The sequence below is a fragment of the Vibrio sp. Vb1755 genome, assembly GCF_033338635.1.
Taxonomy (GTDB): Bacteria; Pseudomonadota; Gammaproteobacteria; order Enterobacterales; family Vibrionaceae; genus Vibrio; species Vibrio alginolyticus.
The window spans coordinates 1-1,063 of record NZ_JAWOTA010000339.1; the positions used below are offsets into that span (position 1 = coordinate 1).

The window sequence follows — 1,063 nt, forward strand, 5'->3', positions numbered from 1 at the left end:
GTCCAGTCAAAATCACTAAGGTTGCTTAACCGTCAAATCACGAACGTAAAGGCCGTCATAGCGGCGGCCTCATAAAGAATTTAAGCCATATAGGCGGAGATGAAATGATGAAAAAATTACTTGTCGCACTTTTATCTGTAGGTGCATTAGTAACAGGCATTGCGCAAGCAGAGTTGGACAATCCAGGAGGCACAGGTGGCCTTGAGTCGCTACGCGGAATGACTCAGCTGGAAGACACTCGCCCTGCAGACGAATTTAAAGATTTTCCGAAAGACCAAATCGTTGAAGACAGCTTTGTTTATCAGCCACCGTTGATTCCACATAGCATTCGTAGCTACGAAGTGTCACTGAACGCCAACAAGTGTCTTGCATGTCATAGCTGGAAAAACGCGAAAGAGTCTGGCGCAACAAAAATCAGTGTAACGCACTATGTAAACCGCCAAGATGCAGTACTTGCTGATGTCTCTCCTCGTCGTTACTTCTGTTTGCAATGTCACGTTCCACAAACCAATGCGAAACCGCTAGTGGAAAATGAATTCCAGTCAGTTGATTCACTTCAGTAGTTGAAACGCAAGTACTAAGAGGTCATTTATGAAAATACTTAAAGCGTTTTGGAAGAGGCTGAAGAACCCAAGTAAAGCTGCCGCTGGTGTGGTTTTATTCTTAGGCTTTGCCGGTGGTCTTCTGTTTTGGGGCGCATTCAACACGGGTATGGAAGCAACGAACACGGAAGAATTCTGTTCTGGGTGTCACGCACCTATCGTGAAAGAAATCCAAGAGACGATCCACTACTCTAACCGTTCAGGCGTTCGTGCAATCTGTTCTGACTGTCACGTACCACATGAATGGACAGATAAGATCGTACGTAAAGTTCAAGCGTCAAAAGAACTGTTTGCGCACTACGTTCTTGGCACCATTGATACACCAGAGAAGTTCCAAGCTCGTCGTGGCCATCTAGCCGAGCGCGAATGGGCTCGTATGAAGAAGAATGACTCTCTAGAGTGTCGTAACTGTCACGAGTTTGATTACATGGACTACTCACAGCAGGGCTCGCGTGCTGCGG

2 protein-coding genes are annotated in these 1,063 nt (G+C 46.4%); both read left to right on the forward strand.

The genetic code is table 11. The features are described from left to right. Window positions 1-107 precede the first annotated feature (107 nt). Window positions 108-563, forward strand: coding sequence for a nitrate reductase cytochrome c-type subunit (locus R7E00_RS24975; RefSeq protein WP_011106440.1), 456 nt, complete (start codon window positions 108-110; stop codon window positions 561-563). Window positions 564-591: 28 nt separating this feature from the next. After that, on the forward strand, window positions 592-1,063 hold a 472-nt coding region (locus R7E00_RS24980; protein ID WP_318124903.1), incomplete at its 3' end, for a NapC/NirT family cytochrome c.